General features: G+C 44.1%; 16 protein-coding genes and 1 tRNA gene. 6 read left to right on the top strand and 11 right to left on the bottom strand.

Going from position 1 to position 18,523, the window contains the following annotated elements:
* Positions 1-10 precede the first annotated feature (10 nt).
* Genes ccoG through ABNE31_RS05145 form a run of 6 tightly spaced genes read right to left on the bottom strand, consistent with a single transcriptional unit; the run spans position 11 to position 7,499 of the window.
* Positions 11-1,420, bottom strand: coding sequence for a cytochrome c oxidase accessory protein CcoG (gene ccoG, locus ABNE31_RS05170; protein ID WP_179383603.1), 1,410 nt, complete (start codon positions 1,418-1,420; stop codon positions 11-13).
* A gap of 51 nt (positions 1,421-1,471) precedes the next feature.
* A complete protein-coding gene (locus ABNE31_RS05165) occupies positions 1,472-2,446 on the bottom strand; it encodes a cbb3-type cytochrome c oxidase N-terminal domain-containing protein (RefSeq protein ID WP_179383602.1) in 975 nt (324 codons plus the stop codon).
* A 4-nt stretch (positions 2,447-2,450) separates the two neighbouring features.
* Positions 2,451-2,639 carry a CcoQ/FixQ family Cbb3-type cytochrome c oxidase assembly chaperone gene (locus ABNE31_RS05160; RefSeq protein ID WP_179383601.1) on the bottom strand — a complete coding sequence of 63 codons (189 nt, stop codon included), beginning with the start codon at positions 2,637-2,639 and terminating at the stop codon, positions 2,451-2,453.
* A 2-nt stretch (positions 2,640-2,641) separates the two neighbouring features.
* Positions 2,642-4,843 (bottom strand): cytochrome-c oxidase, cbb3-type subunit I, encoded by a 2,202-nt coding sequence (gene ccoN, locus ABNE31_RS05155; protein WP_179383600.1) that lies wholly within the window; start codon positions 4,841-4,843, stop codon positions 2,642-2,644.
* A gap of 2 nt (positions 4,844-4,845) precedes the next feature.
* Entirely contained in the window at positions 4,846-5,055 is a 210-nt protein-coding gene (gene ccoS, locus ABNE31_RS05150; RefSeq protein ID WP_179383599.1) for a cbb3-type cytochrome oxidase assembly protein CcoS, read from the bottom strand.
* A gap of 59 nt (positions 5,056-5,114) precedes the next feature.
* Positions 5,115-7,499 carry a heavy metal translocating P-type ATPase metal-binding domain-containing protein gene (locus tag ABNE31_RS05145; protein WP_349352621.1) on the bottom strand — a complete coding sequence of 795 codons (2,385 nt, stop codon included), beginning with the start codon at positions 7,497-7,499 and terminating at the stop codon, positions 5,115-5,117.
* Between the two features lie 119 nt (positions 7,500-7,618).
* On the opposite strand from ABNE31_RS05145, the gene ABNE31_RS05140 reads away from it, so the two are divergent.
* From ABNE31_RS05140 to ABNE31_RS05130, 3 genes are all read left to right on the top strand, one after another.
* Entirely contained in the window at positions 7,619-8,308 is a 690-nt protein-coding gene (locus ABNE31_RS05140) for a Crp/Fnr family transcriptional regulator (protein ID WP_179383597.1), read from the top strand.
* 81 nt (positions 8,309-8,389) lie between these two features.
* Positions 8,390-9,298, top strand: coding sequence for a universal stress protein (locus tag ABNE31_RS05135; protein WP_349352620.1), 909 nt, complete (start codon positions 8,390-8,392; stop codon positions 9,296-9,298).
* Between the two features lie 62 nt (positions 9,299-9,360).
* Positions 9,361-10,296, top strand: a complete 936-nt coding sequence (locus ABNE31_RS05130) for a threonine/serine dehydratase (RefSeq protein ID WP_349352619.1) — start codon at positions 9,361-9,363, stop codon at positions 10,294-10,296.
* A 4-nt stretch (positions 10,297-10,300) separates the two neighbouring features.
* Here the strand turns inward: ABNE31_RS05130 and ABNE31_RS05125 are convergent, their stop codons facing one another.
* From ABNE31_RS05125 to ABNE31_RS05115, 3 genes are all read right to left on the bottom strand, one after another.
* Entirely contained in the window at positions 10,301-11,758 is a 1,458-nt protein-coding gene (locus tag ABNE31_RS05125; RefSeq protein ID WP_349352618.1) for a PAS domain-containing sensor histidine kinase, read from the bottom strand.
* A gap of 54 nt (positions 11,759-11,812) precedes the next feature.
* Positions 11,813-12,202, bottom strand: a complete 390-nt coding sequence (locus ABNE31_RS05120; RefSeq protein ID WP_179383593.1) for a response regulator — start codon at positions 12,200-12,202, stop codon at positions 11,813-11,815.
* A gap of 486 nt (positions 12,203-12,688) precedes the next feature.
* A tRNA-Leu gene (locus ABNE31_RS05115) sits at positions 12,689-12,770 on the bottom strand.
* Positions 12,771-12,867: 97 nt separating this feature from the next.
* Between ABNE31_RS05115 and ABNE31_RS05110 the strand changes: the two genes are divergently transcribed.
* On the top strand, positions 12,868-14,256 hold the full coding sequence (locus ABNE31_RS05110; protein ID WP_349352617.1) for a dipeptidase: 1,389 nt from the start codon (positions 12,868-12,870) through the stop codon (positions 14,254-14,256).
* On the opposite strand, the gene ABNE31_RS05105 is transcribed toward ABNE31_RS05110, so the two are convergent.
* Positions 14,253-14,831 (bottom strand): alkylphosphonate utilization protein, encoded by a 579-nt coding sequence (locus tag ABNE31_RS05105; protein ID WP_306013762.1) that lies wholly within the window; start codon positions 14,829-14,831, stop codon positions 14,253-14,255. The genes ABNE31_RS05110 and ABNE31_RS05105 overlap by 4 nt on opposite strands.
* 228 nt (positions 14,832-15,059) lie before the next feature.
* The gene (locus tag ABNE31_RS05100) at positions 15,060-16,262 is read right to left on the bottom strand and encodes an FAD-dependent oxidoreductase (protein ID WP_349352616.1); all 1,203 of its coding nucleotides are present in this window, start codon (positions 16,260-16,262) and stop codon (positions 15,060-15,062) included.
* A 160-nt stretch (positions 16,263-16,422) separates the two neighbouring features.
* Between ABNE31_RS05100 and ABNE31_RS05095 the strand changes: the two genes are divergently transcribed.
* A complete protein-coding gene (locus tag ABNE31_RS05095; RefSeq protein WP_179383589.1) occupies positions 16,423-16,788 on the top strand; it encodes a BlaI/MecI/CopY family transcriptional regulator in 366 nt (121 codons plus the stop codon).
* Positions 16,788-18,518 carry a M56 family metallopeptidase gene (locus ABNE31_RS05090; RefSeq protein WP_349352615.1) on the top strand — a complete coding sequence of 577 codons (1,731 nt, stop codon included), beginning with the start codon at positions 16,788-16,790 and terminating at the stop codon, positions 18,516-18,518. Before ABNE31_RS05095 ends, ABNE31_RS05090 begins: the two co-directional genes overlap by 1 nt.
* Positions 18,519-18,523 lie beyond the last annotated feature (5 nt).

Genomic DNA, 18,523 nt, shown 5'->3' with positions numbered 1-18,523 from the left:
ATTTATTTTTTTAATTATAACTTCTCGGTGCCAAAAACTGTGTCACCGTAGTTTCTATGAGTTTTTCTCCGCTGTAAACTCCAATTTCGAGTTGATCTTTATCGCCATTGAGTGCGGATGCGTTGATCTCTATAAAGAGCGTTCCCTCCGCAAGTTCTTCAGCTGGAACTGTGAATGTATCTTGTGACACCATTTTGATTTCCCCATTGTGCGACATCAGCTTAAAGGACACATTTTCGATATCCTTCGTGGTTTTGTTTACCAATTTATAGGTATACACATTGCTGATGATATTGTCCGCCTTCCGCTCGTACAACTGTCCAGGTAACCTTAATACGTTCGCCTCGACCTCGTTCCGCATGAACAACATTCCCACCAAAACTCCTATCAAAACCACGAGCACGGCAGTGTATCCCTTCATACGGGCGGTGAACTTAAATTTGTTCTTGTTGGTTATTTCGTCCTCGCTGGCGTATCTGATCAACCCTTTGGGTTTATCGATACTTTCCATGATATGGTCGCACTCATCAATACAGGCCGTACAGTTTACGCATTCCAACTGTGTTCCGTTGCGGATGTCAATCCCCGTGGGACATACATTTACACATTGCAGGCAATCAATACAGTCACCATGCCCAAGTGCTTCCCTATCTTCGTTTTTTCTGAACTTTTTCCGGCCATTTTCACCCTCTCCACGTTTGTGGTCGTAGGCCACAACAATGGATTTATCATCCAAGAGCACGCCCTGTAATCGTCCATAAGGACATGCAATGATGCATACCTGCTCTCTGAACCACGCAAAAATGAAATAGAACACTCCAGTGAAAATCAACAAGGGAATCATGGTTCCCAAGTGGGCCATGGGCCCATCGGTAATGTAGGCCAACAACTGGTCGCTTCCGATCAAATAGGCCAAAAATATATTGGCTATAAAGAAGGAGATGACAAAGAAGATGAACCACTTCAGCAGTCTTTTCCTCAGCTTTTTACCTGTCCAAGGCGCCTTGGCCAATCGCATTTGAGCACCCCTATCCCCATCGATCCAATACTCTATCCGGCGGAAGACCATTTCCAGAAAAATCGTCTGGGGACACATCCACCCACAAAAAATACGGCCATAGGCCACCGTAAAGAGTGCGATGAAAATCACTCCAATGATCATCGACACCACCACCAAATGAAAATCTTGCGGCCAAAATGGAAGTCCAAAAATATTGAACCGTCGGTCCAGCACATTGAACAGCAAAAATTGATGCCCATTGATTTTGACAAAGGGTGCTGCAATCAAGAAAATCAGCAGAAAGTAACTAACATACTTTCGGTAATCATAGTACCTTCCGCTGGGTTTCTTTGGAAAAATCCAGTTCCTTTTACCTTCTTGTGTGATTGTGCCTATGGAATCCCTAAAATTCTCTTCCATCGCATTTGTGGTTTATGGATAAATATTTGGTTGCCGGGTGTCCCAACGGGACTAGTTCATGGCAACTTCTGTTGAATCTGTGGCCTGCCCCATTTCTGCCGGTGCAGTTTCTTCGGTTTCAGATTCGGTACCATTGGCATCTTCAGGAGCATTGGGGTCTACCCATATTTCTCCTTCAGGTTCCTTTGGATTGGCAGGTGTTGTTCCTCCCAAGGTCATCACATAACTGGCAACCTGGGCCATTTCGGCCGGCTTTAAGGTCTGCTTCCAAGCGACCATACCCTTGCCATCGCGTCCACCTTCGGAAATGGTGGTAAAGATATTTTTGATACCACCGCCCAAAATCCAATATTTATCGGTTAGGTTAGGGCCGATTCCACCGCCGCCATCTGCCATGTGACAGGCTACGCAATTGGACTCGAATATTTTCTCACCCGCTGCCAAATCCGACTCATTCGAAAGGAACTCCACCGTGCTGGCGTCGACCAAATCCTTGGCCGTTCTCTTGTATTCCTCTATGGCCTGTTGCGCTGCGGCTACTTCTTGCTCATATTCCAATTTCTGGTCGTAATCACCAATTACATGGAAACGTACCAAATACACTACTCCAAAAACTATGGTCGCATAGAACAGGTACACCCACCAAGGAGGCAATACATTGTCCAACTCGCGGATACCATCGTAATTATGGTCGAGGACAATTTCGCCCTCGCGCTCTATGGAGCGGCTACGCGTTAGTCTTTCCATGAGGTTTTTGGCCCATGTCCATTCATATTTCTTGCTCTTGGTTTCCAGATAACGTTCCTTGCCTTCTTCTGAAAGGGTTTGGAACATAATGTTTTCAATGGAAGCCAAGATCAGTTCGATCGCAATAAGGATCATCAACACCAACAGCATAAAAAACTGTGTGATGGGATATTCTATGATTGCTGGTTTGTCCCCTGAGTCTATAAAGAATTCCATCAATCCGAAGATTAGGAAGAATAGGAACGGGACTCTTATCCACCAAGGTGTTTTTGTGCTCATAATATTATAGTTTGTTTGGTTGATCTTCGTTTTCCAGTGGCAATTCGGACATCTCCCTTATGTGCTCTTTGGTAGCCGTGAAGACCCACCAGAACAATAGAACGAAAAATACAAAGAAGATGAGCAGGGAAACCATGGGATAGTTGGCTATCCCATCGATGGTTTCCATATGTTCTTTTACAAATTTCAACATGGTTATTTGTTTTGAGATATAGTTTCTTCTGTTCCTTCAATTTTGATATCGGTACCCAATCGCTGTAAGTAAGCTATCAAGGCCACGATTTCACGGTCTCGCATTTCCACAAAATCCAATCCGTTTTCTTGGGCGTATTTTTTGTCCGCCTCATAGGTCCTTTCGAATTCTGGGTCTGTATAAAGACTCTTTTCGATTTCCTCTGCCTGCTCGGCCATGGATTGTTGGGCATTGGCGATGTCCTCTTCGGTATAGGGAACCCCCAGTTGTACCATGGCTTCCATTTTAGCCTCTACATCGCTACGATCGTGCTCGTCGGTGACCAACCATTGATAGGATGGCATGATGGAACCTGCCGAGGTACTTTGTGGGTCGTACATATGGTTCAGGTGCCAGCTATCGGAGTATTTGCCTCCAACCCGCAACAAGTCGGGACCTGTACGCTTACTACCCCATAGGAATGGGTGATCGTACACGAATTCCCCTGCTTTGGCATACTCGCCGTAGCGTTCCACTTCGCTTCGGAACGGACGTATCATTTGTGAGTGGCAACCCACACAACCTTCCCTGATATAAAGGTCTCGGCCTTCCAGTTCCAAAGGCGTATAGGGTTTCACACTGGTAATGGTCGGGATATTGGATTTCACCAAGATAGTTGGGATAATCTGAACGATACCTCCGATTAGAATCGCTACGGTAGCCAAAATCGTCAACTGTACCGGTTTTCTTTCCAACCAGTTGTGGAAGGTCTCCCCAGCCACTCTTCGTTTGGCGACACGCTCCAAAGCCGGGGCTTCTGCAGCTTCATCCTCAACTTTGCTGCCTGCCCTGATCGTCATAACTACGTTGTACAACAATACGAACATACCCAAGATGTACAAGGAACCTCCTATGGCCCTCATCCAGTACATTGGGATAATCTGGGTTACGGTCTCCAAGAAGTTACCGTAAACCAAGGTGCCATCGGGGTTGAACTCTTTCCACATAAGTGCCTGGGTAAATCCTGCCACATACATGGGCAGCGCATACAATACAATACCCAAGGTTCCGATCCAGAAATGGAAATTGGCCAATCCTTTGGAGTGCAGTTCGGTTTTGAACATTCGGGGCACCAACCAATAGATCATACCAAAGGTTAAGAACCCGTTCCAAGCCAAGGCGCCTACGTGCACGTGTGCAATGATCCAATCACTAAAGTGCGCAATGGCATTTACGTTTTTCAAAGAAAGCATGGGACCCTCAAAGGTTGCCATACCATAACCGGTAATGGCCACTACCATAAATTTCAACGTAGCATCGGTACGCACTTTGTCCCATACCCCGCGAAGGGTCAACAGACCGTTGATCATACCACCCCAAGATGGAGCGATCAACATTACGGAGAATACCACTCCAAGGTTCTGAGCCCAATCGGGCAATGCGGAATACAACAAGTGGTGAGGACCTGCCCAGATATAGATGAATATCAACGACCAGAAGTGGACGATGGATAATCTATAGGAATATATGGGACGGTTCGCCGCTTTGGGCACGAAGTAGTACATCAACCCCAAGAAAGGCGTGGTCAAGAAAAATGCTACCGCATTGTGACCGTACCACCATTGTACCAACGCATCCTGAACACCAGCGTACACCGAGTAACTTTTTAAAGCGGTTACCGGCAACTCCAAACTGTTGAAGATGTGCAACACCGCTACCGTAACAAAGGTGGCCAAGTAGAACCAAATTGCCACGTATAGGTGTCTTTGCCGTCTTTTTAAGATGGTACCTATCATGTTCCAACCAAAAACTACCCATACTACTGCAATGGCCAAATCTATGGGCCATTCCAATTCGGCGTATTCCTTGGAGGTCGTGTAGCCCAAGGGCAAGGTCAACGCCGCGGCGACAATGATCAATTGCCAACCCCAGAAGTTGATGTTGCTCAGGACATCACTGAACATTCTAGCTTTAAGCAAGCGTTGCAGCGAGTAATATACCCCTGCAAAAATGGCATTCCCCACAAATGCGAAGATCACGGCATTGGTGTGCAATGGGCGCAAGCGTCCAAAGCTCAACCAAGAGATACCTTCTGTAACATTAGGGAACAAAAACATAAAGGCCAGCAAAAGGCCTACTGCCATACCCACCACGCCCCAAAGTATGGTGGCGTATAAGAACTTTTGTACGATTTTGTTATCGTAACGGAACTGTTGTATTTCCATATTTATTGGTTTGTACTTTTAGTTTGTTTGATTTCCTTTTTATTTGAGTTTGATTTATCCTTGTTCCTGATCACCTCATCTTCAAACAACATTCTTACCGATGGGGTATAGGTATCATCGTACTGTCCGCTTTTTACCGAAAAAACAAAGGCTATAAAAAAGACTACGGCCACCGTAATGCTTATGGCCAACAACACATAAATAACACTCATACCTGCCTGAATTTAGGTGTAAAACTACTGTGATGGTATTCTTCAGAAAATGACATATATCAGCTTTCTTGATTTTTTAATTCTTTACCGAGATAATTGGTGGCCAATGTGGTGAACACCACTATACTAATGGAGCTCAAAGGCATTAAAATAGCCGCAATTACTGGCTGTAACTGCCCGGTTACGGCAAAATACAAGCCGACCACGTTGTAACAGAGCGAGAGCAAAAAGCTCAATTTGATTACCCGAATGGACTTTCTGGACAGTTGCAAGAACTTCGGAAGCAGCCTCAATTGGCTGGCATCCAAAATTCCATCGCAAGCGGGCGAAAACACGTTGATGTTTTCTGAAACTGCCAAGCCTACATCACTTTGTGCAAGGGCACCGGCATCGTTCAGCCCGTCACCTACCATCAACACTTTGTGTTTTTCTTGTAGCGTTTTGATGTATTCCAACTTATCCTCGGGCTTTTGGTCAAATAGCATCTTCGTTTTTGTCGGCAACATTTTCTCCAATTGCCCTCTTTCACCGTCATTATCCCCCGAAAGAATGCCCAGTTCCAAATCGCTGGACAGTTCTTCAAATATGTTGCTCATCCCCTCTCGATAGGTATTCTTGAACACAAACCGTCCCTTCACATCTTCATCGGCACTGATATAGACTGAGGTGTTCGCAATGGTGTTTGATGTTTTTTCTCCTACATAAGATGCAGACCCTACCTTTATGGAGTGTTGGTTGTATTTACCCTCAATCCCTTTTCCAGTATGTTCTTGGAACTCTTCCAAAGTCATGATGGCATTGGACTTTAGAATATTATAAAGCGATCGGCTCAGGGGATGGTTGGACGCCCGTAGGGTCGTTTTTAGAAGTGCGGTTTCCTCTTCTGTGAGTTCCATACCTTCATAATGTATGGTGTCCTTTTGGTTGGTGGTGAGCGTTCCCGTTTTATCGAAGATTGCCGTATCAATTTTGGCCAAGCGTTCAATTACATTGGTATTCTTCAGGTAAAACTTGTATCTGCCAAAAATGCGAAGCATATTGCCCAAGGTAAATGGGGCTGCCAAAGCAATGGCACAGGGACAGGCAATGATCAACACCGAGGTAAATACGTTTAAGGCCAGGCTTGGGTCAAAAATCAACCAGAACAGCGTGGATATGGTGGCAATGCTCAGCACCGCAATGGTAAAGCGTTTGCCAATACTATCGGTAAGGGTCTGGAAATGACTGGCCTTATCCTTGGAGAATATAGAGTTGCCCCAGAGTTGTGTCAAATAACTTTGGGAGACCGATTTGAGCACTTCCACTTCCAAGACACCGGAAAGCTGCTTGCCACCGGCGAACAGTTTCTCTCCCGATTCCTTAAACACAGGTTCAGATTCTCCGGTTACGAAGCTGTAATCGATTTCGGCCGTTCCTTTGACCAGGATACAATCCACAGGAATGATCTCGTGGCTACGGATCAGCACCCTGTCACCTACCTCGATATTGTAGATTTGAATATTTTCTTCTTCCCCATTCTTCTTCAAACGGGTTACGGCAATGGGAAAATAGGATTTGTAATCCCGTTCAAACGACAGATAGGCGTAAGTCTTCTGCTGAAAAAATTTGCCCAACAACAAAAAGAACACCAGTCCTGTTAGGCTATCAAAAAAACCGGAACCCAAATCGAACATGATATCGGCGGTACTCCTTAAAAAAAGTACCAGTATCCCCAAAGCGATGGGCACGTCAATATTCAACAATTTGGAACGAATGCCCTTATAGGCGGAAATAAAATAATCCTGAGATGCATAAAAAACGACGGGGAGAGAAAAGGCGAACATCAACCAGCGGAACACATGCTTGTATTGGTCCAACCAAAACTCCTCCACCTCAAAATATTCGGGAAAGGAAAAGAGCATCACATTGCCAAAGGCAAATCCGGCCACACCCAACTTATATATTAAGGAACGATCGACCTTTTTCCCTTTTTTATTGTATTCCTCTAAAGAAATGTAAGGCTCGTACCCGATGCTTCCCAATAAAAGCGCAAGCGCCTTCAAGGAAAAATCTGCTGTTTTATAGGTGACCCGAATGGTCTTTTTTGGAAAGTCGACTTGTGAAACGGATATAGCGGGATGCAGTTTGTTCAGGTTCTCCAAGACCCAAATACAGGAACTGCAATGAATGGTGGGAATGCTAAGGCTTACCACCTGCACCCCTTCTTCATTGAACTCTACCAATCGCTCTACGATTTCTTGGTTGTCCAAAAAATCGTATTTCTGTCTGATCTCGTTTGGTGTGGTCCCCGCCTTGCTCTCGATTTCATAAAAGGTGGACAGGCCGTTCGATGTAAAGATTTCATAAACGGTTTTGCAACCATTGCAACAAAAATCCTTATCATCAAACTGCACGCTGCGGCTACCGCATTGATCTCCACAATGATAACAGGTCGAATCTGCCATTTCACATTTGCTTTACCTGACGCAAAATTGTAATACTCTTCCTCTTAAAAATATGATATTTATCAGTTACCAATAAATCTTTGTCCATTAAATTTGCCTCATCAGGTAAACCCAACAGTATGGAAAGCAGGTGTGAAAATTGTATCATCCGACAATTTAACTCCCTCAGGGCCATGAGCAAAGAGGAGTTGAAACAGGTCTCCGATTCCAAAACGACCAAGACCATTAAAAAAGGACAGCCCATTTTTGAAGAGGGCGAAAAACTCAATGGTGTCTATTGCGTTCGCAATGGGGTTTCCAAACTTTCCAAGCTCAGTGCCAACGGCAAGGACCAGATCGTAAAATTGGCCAGCAAGGGCGAAGTCTTGGGCCAACGGTCGGTAGTCTCCGAAGAGAGTGCCAACCTTTCCGCCATTGCAGTGGAAGACATGGAGGTTTGCTTTATCCCAAAGGAGAGCATTAACAATACCCTTCAAAAAAATCCAAACTTTACGCTAGAAGTGTTGCGACACATGGCCCACGATCTAAAGGAGGCCGACGATGTTATCGTCAATATCTCCCAAAAAACCGTAAAGCAACGTATGGCCGAAGCCTTTCTGTACCTTCAGAACAATTTTGGGGAAGATGCGGATGGATTTTTGGCACTTACCCTTTCCAGAGAGGATATTTCCAATGTGGTTGGAACCGCTACCGAATCGGCCATCCGAATCATTTCTGAGTTCAAAAAGAAAGGCCTCATACACACTTCGGGCAAAAAAATAGGTATCAAAAACCAGCAAAAACTTCTTGAAATGGTCGAAGGTTTTTAGACCATTTTTCCAAACCTGACTTTTGTCATAGTATCCCCTATCCCTTAGGTCTAATTTTATCGCATCGTAAATCTTAGTCAGATGCAAAAGATATTAATACCTACGGATTTTTCGGAAAATGCATGGAATGCCATTGATTATGCCATGCAATTGTTCCGTAACAGGCGTTGTACATTCTATCTGCTCAACACCTATACCCCGGTTATTCCGAGCAGCAGATTTATGGCGAAAATGATTGATGGAGTACGTATTGTGGATGCGGTACGGGAGAATTCTGAACGAGGTTTGGATAAAACAGTAAAAAAAATCAAATCCAAATACGGCAATCCCAACCATAGTTTTGAGACCATTTCCTCCTTTAATCTTTTGGTGGAAGAGGTAAAGGATATTGTGGAGACCTTTGGCATCCACATGGTGATTACGGGAACCAAGGGCGCTTCGGGTGTAGACGAGGTTTTTATGGGCAGCAATACGGTACGGATCATAAAATCCACCAAAAAATGCCCCGTTTTGGCCATTCCCTATCACTTTGAATATGTAACCCCTTCCGAAATTGCATTTGCCACCGATTTTAATCGATTCTACACTTCTTCGGAATTGGAGCCCATTTTGGAAATGGCAAAAATGTTCAAGGCTACCATCAGAATTGTCCACGTGCAATATGGCATTAAGGCCTTAACGGAACTGCAACAATTCAACCTGAACATGCTGCGCCGCTATTTGAACGGCGTAGAGCATTATGTGCACACGGTTTCCGAACTCAATTCGGTTTCCCATACCTTGGAAACCTTCTCCCAAGAATTGGGCATTCACCTCCTGGCCATGCTCAATTACCAGCACAGCTATATGGAGAAAATGACCCGGGAGCCCATTGTCAAGCGTACGGCGTTCCACACCCAAATACCTTTGTTGGTGATTCCGGAACTGGGCATGGAAGGCATTTCGGCCAAGCCCAAGGAAGAAGAGGAAGAGGTGCAGTCGCACAATTAAGCTTCCTGTAGTATCTTTATCGTTCTTAACTGTTTTCCTGCATAAAGAACGAAAGGTAACCTATGGACAAACAACATTTGATTGACTGCCACGAGCGGATAAAACCTTTTATCCACAACACCCCTGTACTCACATCTCGCTTGATCAACGAGATGGCAGATGCCCATCTTTTTTTTAAGTGTGAAAACTTCCAGCGAATGGGTGCCTTTAAAATGCGCGGGGCCGCCAATGCCATTATGCAGCTTTCGGACGAACAAAAAAAAAATGGCGTGGTAACCCATTCCTCGGGCAACTTTGCACAGGCCCTATCCCTTTCTGCCCAAAGCTTGGGCGTAACGGCCTATATTGTGATGCCCGATTCGGCTCCACAAGTGAAAAAGGATGCCGTAAAAGGGTATGGTGGGGTTTTGGTGGAATGTGAATCGACCTTGGAAGCTCGGGAACGTACCTCGCAAGAAATCGTAGAAAAACATGGAGCCACCTTTATCCATCCTTCGAATGATGACCATGTGATTTTAGGCCAAGGCACGGCCTGTATGGAATTGTTGGAACTGCATCCGAACCTGGATTATGTGGTCACCCCTGTTGGCGGTGGCGGATTGATTGCCGGAACTGCCCTTGCGGCCCATTACTTCGGGAATCAATGTAAAACTATTGGCGGAGAACCGTTTGAAGTGGATGATGCCTATCGGTCCTTGCAAAGCGGACAAATTGAGACCAATTCTACCACCAATACCATCGCTGATGGACTTAAGACACAACTGGGCGACAGGAACTTTCCCATCATCCAGAAACATGTGGAAGAAATTATTAGGGTGACCGAGGATGAAATCATCCAATCCATGCGATTGCTTTGGGAGCGTCTCAAAATTGTATGCGAACCTTCCTGTGCCGTGGCATTGGCAGCGGTTTTTCGCGAAAAGGAGAAATTCAAGGCCCAAGAAATAGGCATAATCATCTCTGGCGGAAATGTAGATTTGAGCCGCTTGCCCTTTTAGGGCATCAAGATGGTAACGGGAAACTGATTGTAAAGGTAGTACCCACATCCTTTTCACTTTCCACACTGATTTTACCTTCCATAGCCTCCACTTGGGTCTTTACCAAGTACAGCCCAAAGCCCTTGCCTTCGGTGACACCGCTAAGCCTGCCATACATATCAAAAATTTTACGTTCCCGCTCTGGAGTAAGCTCCATCCCAATGCCATTATCGGAGAATTGGATAACCATGCCTTCGGGAATTGTTTGTGTGGTGACTTTTATAACGGGAGGAACATGTTCTTTGGCATAGTGAATGGCGTTGAGGATAAGATTGTAAAAAATATTCACCACATAGCTCTTGGCACCAAATATGGAGCTCACGTTGGAAAAATCCGTTTCCACGGAAGCTTTACTCCTGCTAATTTCCTCAGATAGCAATCCATCCACATCCTTCATTACATCCCTGAGTGGCACCTCCCTAAACTGCTCCTTATCGGCCGCTTTCAAGGACAATGAGAGGTTAAGGTCTTTGATGGTTTGATCTAATGCTTCGGTAGTATGTTCTATTTTTCGGACAATGTCATCATTCATTTCATCCTTGCCCCATTCGTAAATTTTGGATAACATGAGGAGGTTGGAGATGGGTCCGCGCAAATTATGTGAAATAATCCGCACAAAATTCTGGAGTTCGTGGTTTTGCTCTACTATCTGTTGATTGGCCAACACCGCATTGGTGACATCTTGGGTGGTCCCTGACATGGATTTGGGCTTGCCGTTTTCATCATAGTAAGCTCTTCCCTTTTGGTGCACATATCGGACTTCACCGTCCCCCACAACAATCCTATGGGTAATATCGTGCATTTCATTGTTCTTGATGCAATTCTCAACATCATCAACAAAAGCTTGTCGGTCGTCCGGGTGGATAATCTCCGAAAGGGCATCGAAAGTAGCGTCGAATTTTCCGGGTTCCTGTTCAAAGATTCGGTACAATTGGTTGGACCAAGCGATTTGGTCCTCCCGCATATCCCAATACCAATGTCCAATATTGGCCACTTCTTGGGCCTCTCTGTACTTGCGTTCACTTTCGCGTAATCTGTAATTGTTCTCAACTTCTTCGGTGATGTCCTTTTGCCAAATAGAACAACCGACCACTTCGCCAGCACTGTTCATAAAGGGCTGGAAGGCAAATTCATGCACTACAATTTTGCCATCTATATCAAAAGTATGTTTAGAGGTGGTAGCGTAACGATCAAGGGCACGTTGACAACCCTGTTCGCAGGGATTAAAAAAATCAATGGCCCGGTACACCTCCCTGAGGTCCATACCTCTTTGGGCATCGCCCAGGCCGTTTTCTTTCAATTGATTTTTGAAACAGGTGTTGAAAGCCGTGAGTCTGTAGTCCCTGTCCATAGCCCATACCACGTCATCCCTATCCTCAACAATTTCAACTTTATTTTGAATAAAAGCGTTCTTCTGTTTCAACGGTAATTGTTTTGAGAATAAAAACCAGCCCTATTTCCGAAAAATATCGGGAAACTATTTATTGGCACTTTGGAGATAATCCTCCAAATGCTCAATACGAAGGGGTTTGGTGATAAACTCCTTCACATACTTTCCATATTTGTCGGCTTCCTCCTTATCGGCTTCCGATTCGGAAGAAGTCACCAAGAGCACCTCATTGGTCTCCGGAAAATCCTCGAGCATCATAAATTCCAAAAATTCGAATCCGCTCATTTCCGGCATGTTGATATCCAATAAGATAAGTGTTTTTACGTTGGGGTTGTCCCGATAGCGAAGGTCATCCAAGGCTAATTCTGGATTGGTAAAACTCTTTACCCTTTCCTCAAGTCCCATTCGTCTGAAATGAATCGCATTTACGGTATTCACCAGGTCTTCGTCGTCGACCAGATATATTTCCTTGTACATAGTCCGTTGGTCAATTAAGTTTTTAGTTTCGTTGTGGTCTTAGGTGACTGTCCAAAAATTGATAAATATCAACATTTAGTCTTTAGTAAAACTGAAATTGCAAATTTTTATTGTAGAAATTCTTTACAACAGTTGCCAAAAAATTTCAGCATAAAACCTAGATGTATTCTGTACCATTCTGAATTGAATTTAGTAATATTCTCGGATTTTAACAAAATACTGCTTATAATTTTAGAGCCGCCCTATCTTTTTTTGATAATTATCAATCCAATCGAACCACCTTTACAACAACCCTGCACCATAAGCCTTTTCCATCCCAAATTGATGTAAGGAATTCAATGTCAAATACTAACTAAAGAATATGGTGGATAAAGGAACAGGGAGCGCTACTATCCAACCACAAGAGTTTGCGACATTCCTAATTGAAGGTGAGCATTCAAAATTTTGCAAACAAAAAAAGCTCCTCAGTACCTGAAGAGCTTTTTGTGCGGGTGAAGGGAGTCGAACCCCCACGCCTTGCGGCACTAGATCCTAAGTCTAGCGTGTCTACCAATTCCACCACACCCGCGAATTGGAGTGCAAATATAAATCAATTTTCCGATTTGCAAACGCACCCCCTTTAAAAACTTGTTTTTTGTACTTTTAGGGTCCTTTTAAAACCATTTATGAAAGACATAACAAATTACATCAGTACCAACAAGGACAGATTTATAAACGAGTTGATCGACCTTTTAAAAATCCCCTCCATCAGTGCCGACAAATCCTATAAAAATGATGTTTTGGAAGCTGCCAAAGCGGTAAAAAAATCATTGGATGATGCAGGTTGCGACAATACGGAGATATGTGAGACCAAAGGGTATCCGGTCGTATATGGCGATAAAATCATAGATCCCAATTTGCCCACTGTTCTCGTGTACGGACATTATGACGTGCAACCCCCAGACCCCATTCATCTATGGGACTCTCCACCTTTTGAGCCTATCATCAAAAAAACCGAACTGCACCCGGATGGGGCCATTTTTGCCCGAGGTGCCTGTGATGACAAAGGGCAATTTTTTATGCACGTGAAAGCGGTGGAGTATATGATCCAAAATAATACTTTGCCTTGCAATGTCAAGTTTATGATCGAGGGCGAGGAAGAAGTGGGCAGCGATAGTTTGGGAGATTTCCTAAAGGAAAACAGTGAAAAGCTCAAAAATGACATCATCCTGATTTCCGATACCGGCATGATAGCCAACGACACCCCTTCCATCACCACCGGGCTACGTGGCCTGAGCTACGTTGAGGTGGAAGTGACCGGAGCCAACCGCGATCTGCACTCCGGAATTTATGGTGGGGCGGCACCCAACCCGATCAACGTGCTGGCCAAAATGATTGCACAGCTACATGATCAAAACAATCATATCACCATTCCTGGCTTTTATGACAAGGTACAGGTGATTTCCGAAGAGGAACGCGCCGAAATGGCCAAAGCCCCCTTTGACTTGGAAGCCTATAAAAAATCATTGGACATTGGAGATGTACATGGGGAAAAAGGATTTTCTACACCTGAACGTTTTGGTATCCGACCTACGTTGGATGTGAACGGTATCTGGGGAGGCTATACTGGGGAAGGCGCAAAGACGGTCATTGCCAGCAAGGCCTACGCCAAAATATCCATGCGTTTGGTTCCGGACCAAGATTGGCACGAGATTACCGATTTGTTCACCAAACATTTTACATCCTTGGCCCCAAAAAGTGTGAAAGTAAAAGTGACCCCGCATCATGGCGGTCAGGCTTATGTTACTCCAATTGAAAGTGATGGTTACCAAGCGGCGTCCAAAGCCATGGAAACCACTTTTGGCAAAACTCCCGTTCCTCAACGAACTGGCGGAAGCATTCCAATTGTGGCATTGTTTGAAAACGTTTTTGATAGTAAAACGATTCTCTTAGGATTTGGGTTGGATAGCGATGCCATCCACTCCCCCAATGAGCATTTTGGTGTTTGGAACTTTTTAAAGGGTATTGAGACCATACCCTACTTCTACAAATATTATACAGAAATGAAGGCCTAGATCTTTTTTACGTATTTGGTCACAAGCACAATGTGCTGACCATCTACTTTGCCTTCAATATATTCAGCATTTTCGTGATCCAGGGAAATCCGTCTTACGGCGGTTCCCTGTTTTGCGACCATGCTGGAACCTTTTACTTTTAGGTCCTTTACCAATACTACGCTGTCCCCATTTTCAAGAATGTTGCCATTCACGTCCCTGTGGACCACTTTCTCGCTTTCATCCTGTCCGTCGCCAGTAGCTTTGGCCCATTCCAACGTTGTATCATCCAAATACATCATACCCAAAAGGTCTTGGGGCCATCCTTCAGACTTTAAACGGTTCAGCATGCGCCATGCAACCACTTTTACGGCGTCGTGTTCGCTCCACATGCTATCGTTAAGGCAACGCCAATGATTGGGATCCACACCATCGGGGTTTTCTATTTGGTGAAGACAAGTATTACAGGCCAAAAGACTCCCATCCACGCCACCCGTGGACACCGGAGGAACCTCATACACCATTAATTTTTCTGTTGACCCACATAATTCGCAGGTATTCCCGCTTCGCTCCTGTAATTGTTCCAAAACCGTCATGGCCGTTATTTTTATAATGGCTGCAAACTTATCACTTTTCTGTGGAAGTGTTTTCGAACGTCCGCTAGTACAAGAGGCCGTCTAAAAAGTGGTACTATTTGAACTTTGTCAGATTGAGCGCAGTTGAAACCCATTGATTATCAATGTGTCTTAAGTTCTCGACTGCGCTCGAACTGACAGGTAAACAGCTTTTTGGACGGCCTCTAGGCTTAATGAATGTCTACTTTTTTAAGGTAATTGCGAATATCCATGTTTGGTTTTCCAAAGGAAATATTTCTCGAACAACACCTTATTGAAGTCATAAAATATGTTGGGAATCATGATGGCAAAGTTCCGAGGTTTGAAGAGGTGGTCGCTAATAATGATCACTTCTTTTTTACCGGCATCCATCACACATATACCTGGGATTTTACCCCATGCTTTCTTCTTCAACTTATCCTTGCCTTTGGTAACCCTGATGATGTTCTCGGCCACAATTTTACCGGTTTCATCGGATGGATAACCGGTTTTGGGACCAGAAAAGGGTACCTTTCCGGGTTTAAAGGGCAATTTTACATCCACAGCGATTCCTGCGGACCAGATATTTGGATATTTCAAGTGTCGGTAATCATCGCCTACGGGGAGATATCCTGCAGCCGTTGCTTCCAATTTTGGGGAATTGACCACAAAGTCGACCCCTACAAATGGAGGCATCAACATAGTGAATTTGCTGGACAACACCTCATCCGAAGTTAATATTACACTGTCTTCGGTAACCTCCTTTACCCCTACTTCCGTTCTGTAATGAATGTGGAACATTTTCATGAAGGATTTGAGCATGGTCTCACCTCCGGTGATGCCATCAATACCAAAGTGACCCAAGAAAGTTTCAGGAGTAATCCAATACAGGTCAACCTTTTTTCTGATTTTTTGTTCCCTCAACCATTTTTCCACATTGAACAAAAACTCATAGGCAGCTCCCATACAACCCGCATTTTGGGTGGCACCAATAACAATGGGGCCAGGGTTTTTCTTGAATTCCTCCAACGCTTGTCTTGTTTTCATGGCACCGTTGGGTGTGCCAATATAGTGTGCGTGTTCTTGAACTCCAGGAGCAACATCGTACTTTACTTTGGGGCCAGTGGCAATCACCAGATGGTCGTAGGCAAAATCGCCTTTGCTGGTGTGCACCACTTGGGCCTCAGGGTCTACGTGTAGCGCTTCGGCTTGCACAAAATCAACCCCCTTCTTTTCAAGTATAGTATCCTTCCTAAACGAAATATCTTTGATTTCCCGTCTTCCAAACGGTACCCAGATCAATGAGGGAACAAACAGGAACAACGGCGATTTGTCGATAACCAAGACCTTATGGTCCTTTTTCCCTTTTCTTTTGATTTCCAAAGCGGCGGTCATTCCTGCAAAATTTCCGCCAATGACTACTGTGGTTTTCATGATTGCTTGATTTAACACTATAAATGTACCACCCTAATCTCTCTTGGTCAGTAACTTAAGGCACATAACAGCATCAAAACCGAGCAAAATCAACTCTACATTTGTAGAATATGAAATTTTGTTCTATGTTTGTAGAACAACAAATGATAAAAAGACCAAAATGCAGCTGTCAAAATCCGAAGAAGAGCTAATGAACATTGTTTGGAAACTTAAAAAGGCCTACATGAAGGATATATTGGATGCCTATCCCGAGCCCAAACCTGCCACCACAACAGTGGCCACTCTTCTTAAGCGCATATCGGACAAAGGTTTTATTGCCTATAACAGTATTGGAAGAAGCAGGGAATATTACCCATTGGTGAAGAAGAAAGACTATTTTTCGAAGCAAGTGAACGGACTCATCAAAAACTTTTTTAATGATAGCGCCACTCAATTTGCATCATTCTTCGCCCAAGAGACCAATTTGAGCAAGGAAGAATTGGAGGAGTTAAAAAAATTGATAGACAACGAAATCAAAAAGAAGTAATGATGCTCACCTTAATCTTAAAATCTACGGCCTGCCTGACCGTTTTTCTGATTTTCTACAAAGTATTGCTGGAAAAGGAAAGCGTACACCAATTTAAACGGTTCTTTTTGTTGGGGGCGCTCATCGCTTCCTTTATAATTCCCAATTTGGTATTTATCGAATATATTGATGCGGTCGAACCCGCAACCAATGCAATTTCTTCGAATACAGACCCCTTTTCTGATGGCTTTAAGGCACAGCCCATTCCTCAGCCTTCAGTTTTTGATTGGCAACTTTTGTTATGGCTTGTTTATGGATTAGGAGTTATTGGATTTGGACTTCGCTTTATTGCAAATCTGTTCCAAATACGTTTACGCATCAAAAAGAACCCTAAGTTCAAGGAAAAATTTGTGACCAAGGTGCTTTTGAATCAATCCCTTCCACCGCATACATTTTTGAACTTCATTTTTTTGAACCAACATCAATTCGAAGCCAAAAATATTCCCGAAGAAGTATTGCTGCACGAAGAGACACACGCCCGTCAGCGACATAGTTGGGACATTCTTCTTGTTGAAATCGCCCAAGTCATCTTTTGGTTCAATCCCCTGATTTACTTTTTCAAATCATCCATTAAGCTAAACCATGAGTTTTTGGCTGACCAGGCGGTGATCCATAAAACATGTGACCAATCCCACTATCAAAAAACAATCCTGTCGTACTTATCCAACGGCATTGAACATCATCAGTCGGTCGGCATCGCAAATGCCATTAATTATTCATCAATCAAAAAACGTTTTACAGTCATGAAAACAAACACATCAAAAAAATCATTTGTACTGCGAAGCTTTTTGCTTCTTCCACTTACGGCCCTATTGTTATTTGGGTTCAGTGAACATCGTCAAATTGAAAAAGAAGGGACCTTTGAGCAAATCATCGCAGTGGACCTTCTTGAAAACGGCAAGGTAGCCTTGGGAAATAGAACTGTCCATTTAAATGAAGTTCCAAAAACCCTGCTCCAAGACTATCTGCAAAACCACGATGCCCAAGAAACGAAGGTTGAAATCAATTCGCTTCAGCCTGTACATTACGATTTGTTATTGGAGTTATCCAAAGCAATTAGAACAACGGGCATTACCACCATTGAAATCGCCGCGGAAGAAGTAGTTATGGACAAAAACCAATTCAAAGAACATGTTCCGGTGACATCAACAACGACCCTGTTGAATACCAAAAAAATGACGGTAGTAGATCATGGATTGCAAACGCAACAAAGTGCTACGCGAGAAGAAATGAAGGAATACAATGCTCTGGCCAAAAAATATAACGACATGGACCGTGACCACATGGTGATCCAAAAGAAGGAAGTGATGCGGTTAAAGGAAATCTATGCCAAAATGTCCAAAAAACAACGAGCGGATGCGGAACCTTTCCCTAATTTCCCACCGCCACCACCAGCGCCGGATGCTACTACTCCTCCAACGCCTCCTGCGCCACCTAAAAGCATAAAAGCGACCGAAACCCCGGCACCAACAATGCCTCCTGCGCCCCCAGCACCACCAAAACCCATTGAGCACGTGAAGAAAATGGTTGCCAAAGGGGCAAGCTTTACCTTGAACGGAAAAGAAATATCCAGTAAAAAAGCCCTTGAAGTGGTTCAAAAAAATCAATCTATAAATATTGATGCAAGAGAAGCCAATGGAGCTAACCCTGTTGTAAAACTATCCACGGAGCCCATAGTCATCGATAACTAAGCTCA

The organism is Flagellimonas sp. MMG031 (assembly GCF_040112705.1).
In the GTDB taxonomy this organism is placed as follows: Bacteria; Bacteroidota; Bacteroidia; order Flavobacteriales; family Flavobacteriaceae; genus Flagellimonas.
The sequence above is the reverse complement of the archived record's forward strand: the minus strand, read 5'-3'. Positions and strand labels throughout refer to the sequence as shown.